3 protein-coding genes are annotated in these 5500 nt (G+C 54.3%); all 3 read right to left on the bottom strand.

What is annotated here, in order from left to right; genetic code table 11:
* Positions 1-31: 31 nt before the first annotated feature.
* The 3 genes from H5U08_RS09140 to H5U08_RS09130 all read right to left on the bottom strand — a co-directional run bounded on the left by H5U08_RS09140 (position 32) and on the right by H5U08_RS09130 (position 4644).
* Positions 32-1513 carry a hypothetical protein gene (locus tag H5U08_RS09140; protein ID WP_297032355.1) on the bottom strand — a complete coding sequence of 494 codons (1482 nt, stop codon included), beginning with the start codon at positions 1511-1513 and terminating at the stop codon, positions 32-34.
* A gap of 231 nt (positions 1514-1744) precedes the next feature.
* Positions 1745-1939 (bottom strand): hypothetical protein, encoded by a 195-nt coding sequence (locus tag H5U08_RS19840; RefSeq protein ID WP_366494322.1) that lies wholly within the window; start codon positions 1937-1939, stop codon positions 1745-1747.
* A 146-nt stretch (positions 1940-2085) separates the two neighbouring features.
* Positions 2086-4644, bottom strand: coding sequence for a sugar-binding domain-containing protein (locus H5U08_RS09130; RefSeq protein WP_297032354.1), 2559 nt, complete (start codon positions 4642-4644; stop codon positions 2086-2088).
* Positions 4645-5500: the final 856 nt, after the last annotated feature.

The raw sequence follows: 5500 nt of genomic DNA, 5'->3' as shown, positions 1-5500 counted from the left end.
GGTTTCATCGGACTGTTTTGCACGATCGGCCTTATTGCTGATCAGAAATGGCAGAAGCTCGCTTTTTTCGAAACTCTGCCCAACTGCCATACCAGGGTAACGGCGTGAAGCGGCGGGCAAAAATATGCCGCAATGGCCCCAGCCCCCACACTTTGCGCTGAAGTTCTTCCTGAACTGCGAAGAAATGTTCGGCCGCCGCGATACGTTCTGCCGTCCACTCCCTTTCTCTCATCACCTCGTGGTGGTATTTGAGGAGTTCGCACTTGTACCACCACTGAATCGCTCGCCAATTTCCCGTTCCGCACGGGGGCAACATCTTTTCCAAAGATTTCTCGGCCGCCGCAGCATCCACCTCAAACGGACGTCCCCACAGCTTCAGCCAGGCGACCCATTCTGCGGCATTCTCGTTGCTGGCGCCAAGATAACGCACGGCATATTCCCGTAACACTTCATCCGTGGAGGAATACCGACCACTTGCCAAACCCGCGAGAATCGCCTTGTTGACGTCGTCAAAAACGCCTTCCGAGTAGGCCATCACGCCAGGGCAGCCGTGGCGAGCCAGGTCATGAACTGTTTTTTCCAACCGCGCTGGGGCAATCACCGGACCGAGGTGGCCGTAGACATCCCGGGGAGTTGCCTGGTCGGCGTAACCAATATGAACAAACGCCGAGCGCGCACAGCCCTCAGGCAGTGGGACGGAGGCCACATCGGTCTGCCCGTATGGGATGTGAAGGAACATCTGCTCAACCCATCCTGGATGGTGTTCCTCGCACCAGGTCGCGAATAATTCATGTTCCTCCGGCTGCCACCACCAGCCAATCATCTCCATCCTCAGTTTTGGATAGTACTTACGGCCAATCTCGTAAATCTCTCGAGATAACTGCGCGAACGTGAGAATCCACGGACGACACTTCTCACAGGCACAGCCGCCGAAATCGTAAGGTGCTGCAACCAGTGCCGAAAGACGCACACCACTGGCCGCCAGGTCGGCAAAAAGGTTTTCGTAGTTCCGAAGAATGACTGCCCGCGCTTCCGGAATGGAAGGACAAACGAGCTGCCCGAAAATTTTCTCGTTCGTGGTGGCCAACCAATCTGCACGGCACTGGTTCACATAGACGTGATTGGGTGTAATGACCAGGTCGCACGCCAACCCCAATTTTTGGCCGGCAAGGAAGTGTGCCTTTTTTCGCTCCCACAAAGCATGCCCCAGTTGATACTCTCTTTTCCCGGAAAACGGGTCCGAGCAGTCCTCCATGTCAAACCAGTCGGCATAGCGATTGAATCCCCAGAACCGTGCCTCCTGGAGGATTTCCCGCATCTCGTTGTCGCCCAGCACTTCATAACTGTTGCCGAAATGCCCGGGGGCATAGAGCGTGCGCACAGCGAAAACAGGCGACGCCTCCATCTCGCCACTTGGTCGCGATCCTTCACCAGCTCGGGCGCACGCAATCCAGACACTCCACAACGCCGCGACAAGCGGCAGACTACGAATAATTATTCTGGCACTAATCACGCACTTCTTCCTTTCGTGCACCCACCGGCTGAACTGGTTGAACTCAATCACAGCGACTAAAGAAAGCACGTGGACCGAATTGCTACTCCATCGCACCGGAGGCCTCTGTCGTTTCAATCGCCATGGGCGGCGCAGTTTATAGTCCCCTCGTTTGAAATCTCAACCAGACGGCGAGTCTATGGCCTTCATCTCCGCCCGCATCACCTGCCCGCAGATTTTCTGCAGTGCGGTTCAATTCAGAATATTCAGACGCAAAGTGCGGCGCTCCCCGAAATACCATTTGCCGACGGTGTCGGCGACGCAACCAACCGCTGAAAGAAAATTGGCAATCGTGATTTCCCAGGTCGGCAGCCCGGCGACGGGATCTTGAGCATCATACCGGGGATCGGTCTCGTGCCCGAAACGCTGCTGGTACCTCCTAGGCATGACGCCCGCACGGGCCGGGCTGCAACATGAATGCAACACGTATTCCCGGGTACAGCGAGCCCCGGTCCCGATACGTTCCTGCCGATTAAAAGGTATCCTGTCTTTTGGGGTTGTCACCAAAAAACCCGTCTGTCGTGTCAACCTCGTCACTCGGTTCCTTCTGTCGCCGTTGAAAAGGAGGCTCTGGCTGGTGCGTCACCGATCCTGTCCGCGGCATTCGGCCCGACTAAATCCGGATAGAACCGGTAATAATCAGCAGGTAGAAACCGCTCTTTGATCGCACGCAAGTGTGCAGAGAACTCCGCACACTGTTCGCGTGCTTTCTCCTGATCGCCAACAAGAAGGTCGTAATAATTCTTCGAAAGCACGCTTTTATCCGCGGCCATTATTTCAACCTCTATCCGAAAAGATTCCCCGATCCGCCCACGTACCGTACATTTCACGTCTCCCACAGCCTGGGAACTGCTGGCTGGAATGTGACCAACGGCCAAAGAATTTCGCAGCCATTCCGACCCGTCCGCACCGGTAATTCTCACGTTCAACTGGCACGGACCAAAGTCGCGCGCAAAGTCGTTGACGATCCACAGGGTTCCGGAAAACTCTTCCCCGGGCAGCCAGCGTCGTTTATTGTATTGGACGGAGACTAAAAGGGGTTGGTAGGCACGTCGCACAAAATCGAACGATCGTTTTGGTGTTTGAAAGTAGTCAACAATTCCCCATTTAAAGTCTGGCGCATAGGTTATAAAGTGACAAATAGAAATAGCTGAAGATTTCGGCTTTCGCCGCCGCTGATGCTCGATGCCGAACTGAAAAATTGTTCCCTGTGCAATTTGGGTCGCGGCAACAAACTCCTCAAGCGACCGTGTCCGCTCGTCACCGAACACCTGGAGATTCAGCGAGCGCATCACGTCCAGATCGGCCCAGTGATAGCCCCAACTCGGTCCGGGCGGCCAGATTTCGTCTCGCGGTATGAAGCGTTCAATACTTTCCACATTCGGACAGGAGCTTATCGCGAACTCGGGAATGACAGCATAGTCCCATCGCGGTATATCGTCCTCCATGAGCACGGCCCCAATCGAATAAAATAGCTTGTGCGTGTGGGCACTATCCTTGGGACCGCCCAATCCGAGCTGATGGATAATCGGCGGCCAGTTCAGAGGCGATGTCGGAACATACGGGAGATTGGTATATGGCCGAATAGCGTCGCCAAGCCCCGTGAGAAATCTCGCGTTATATTCCAGTCCCTCCTTGCCGTAGAAAGACTCCTCCCCGCCCTCCAGGAGAACGACACAGGGATGCCGCCGTAATCGCTTGAGGACTGCGATCGCCTCCGCATAGGTCGCATCGCGGAACGCCGGATCCTGAGGCAAGGCAACCGACGCAATGGGAATAATATCCTGCCATACCGTAATCCCGTATTCATCGCATAGATCATAAAAAAGCTGTATCTCTGTAGGATGCCAACCAAAGATGCGCAGATTATTCAGGTTTGCTTGCCGTGCCAATTCAATAAGCCGGCGATACTTCTCGGGACTGTTCCGTCCATAGAAGATATCCGGCGGTCCCCCCCAGCATGCGGAGCGAAGAAAGATCGGCTTTCCGTTGATCACCATTGTCCAGGGATATTTCACTTCATTCTCGTCGTATCCGGGATTCCGTTGCATGCGAATTTCGCGGATGCCCAGGCGGGTGGTGACACGATCCCACACCTGTCCATCATCGGTGACCAGTACGATCTCAGCTTGGTACAGGTAGGGTTTCCCAAGATCCCACGGCCACCACAAACGTGCATTCGGCACGTGAAAGACCAACTGGCCACGATCTCCCTCCACATCCGCCTCGGTCTCATACACCGGTCCATCAAAGTTGGCACCCTTTAACTTTGCCCGGAGCTTTAGTCGCTGTGATGTTTGGGCGTGATGGGCAAGCGAGATATCCAGCCGTACGGTGGCTGACCTGTCCTCATGAATTTGGGATTGAGGATAGACGTCCGCAATTGACTTGGCACCGCTCGCTGAGACTCGTACTGGTTGCCAGATTCCCATCGGCACGAGAGTTCGCCAATAGTCGCCCTGCCACGCGAACTTCCGACCAGCCACCCGGTTGTACATCCGCGGAGGAGGATTCAATCTGACGACGAGGCTGTTATGGCTAGCCTGTGGGCCTGAATAAACAATATCCGTAATATCAAACGCGAACTGCGACCCCATCCCTTCGTGCTTGCCTAAATAATGACCATTAACCCAGACATCGCACGAATAATCCACCCCATCAAAAACGACGCGAAAATGCTGGCCGGGCAATCGTTGCGGAATCGCAAAATATGTCCGGTACCACCACTCATATTCCATCACCCATTTGGCCTTCATACCGTTTCGGCCAAAATGAGGATCATCAATGACTCCTGCCCGCCAAAGGTCCGTATAGACGTCGCCTGGCACTTTTGCTCCATTCCAGTTGAATGTACTGCTCGCCGTCTCTGACGTGTGCTGGTAAAAGCCCTCTATTTCACCCTGTCCGGGGCGAATACCCTCCATTTGCCATCGGTATCCCGTTAGATCAAGCGTCCAGCACAGGTCCGGCTTGTTTCCCTGGACCTCGCCCCAACTGATAGACGCCAACGGAGAGCAGATCAAAAATAAGACGATTGCGAGCCATTGGTAAGAGGATCTCAACGGAAGCAGATGTGTTGATTTTAAACTCATTGTTCAATACGCCTCAGAACCAAGACCGTAACACCTCACGTTTGCATCACAAATTTAATATGGGACGACTGTAACCCGGGCTTGTCAGCCTGTCAACCCTGCAGCCCTTATAAGCCGGTCCGTTTAGCGGTGCGGTCATGCAGTCGGAAAAAGGCCCCATCGGGGCGTTGCGCGCCGTCCCGTTCTGCCTTCCCAACCTGGGTCCGTGGCCAGTCTGCCGTCGTATTATAGCGACTGTGTATTCGCACCGCCATGGTCACACACCGTCGTGGGAATCGCCTGGATCCTCTCCTCAATGTGGCAGGCACAGTGAAATGGCAGGTCACATCACACAATAGAGCGTCGAAGTGACAACGTAATCACAAGCAACACTTGCGAGGGTAAGCTTTACGTGAAGCTGAATCTGCTCTGCCGCTGCAGCCTTAGTCAGGTTAGGAAGCAACTCATGCTGCCGAGCAGGCTGGACAATAGCGTTGCGTTATTGTCTCCTGTTCTCACGTCACTTCTGGTAGAAAAGAGATACTCCGGGTCATTCGTTAGGATAGTCGTTCAGGTCTTTTTCTAACATCTTCGAACCATTACTTCTTTACATCACTATTCAAAGGCACGTTATTTCGCCGGCCGGAAAGTCGCCTTTGACATTTACCAAAGAAAGAGGCTGGGGACACGCCTGTGATTATCGAAGTCATATGCAGACTGGCCGTGAGTGTAGCCCAGTCACCGGTCGCGGTCATGCGGGCACTGTTATAGCGGCGGTCTTACCCTATTCGGGTTTCTTGAGTTCTTCACGGCAGGCACGTGCCCGCTCGGCTCTGGCAGCCGGATTGAGTGTCCGCGAAAAGTACACCTCTGGTCC

It is taken from the genome of Thermogutta sp. (assembly GCF_014359955.1).
Lineage (GTDB): Bacteria > Planctomycetota > Planctomycetia > Pirellulales > Thermoguttaceae > Thermogutta.
Note: the sequence above shows the minus strand (reverse complement) of the source record. Positions and strands in the feature narration are given on the sequence as shown.

What these genes read in the sequence shown, in the direction of transcription:
- H5U08_RS19840 (WP_366494322.1), bottom strand. Translation starts at nt 1,939, where the DNA reads ATGCCTAGGAGGTACCAGCAGCGTTTCGGGCACGAGACCGATCCCCGG.
- H5U08_RS09130 (WP_297032354.1), bottom strand. Translation starts at nt 4,644, where the DNA reads ATGAGTTTAAAATCAACACATCTGCTTCCGTTGAGATCCTCTTACCAA.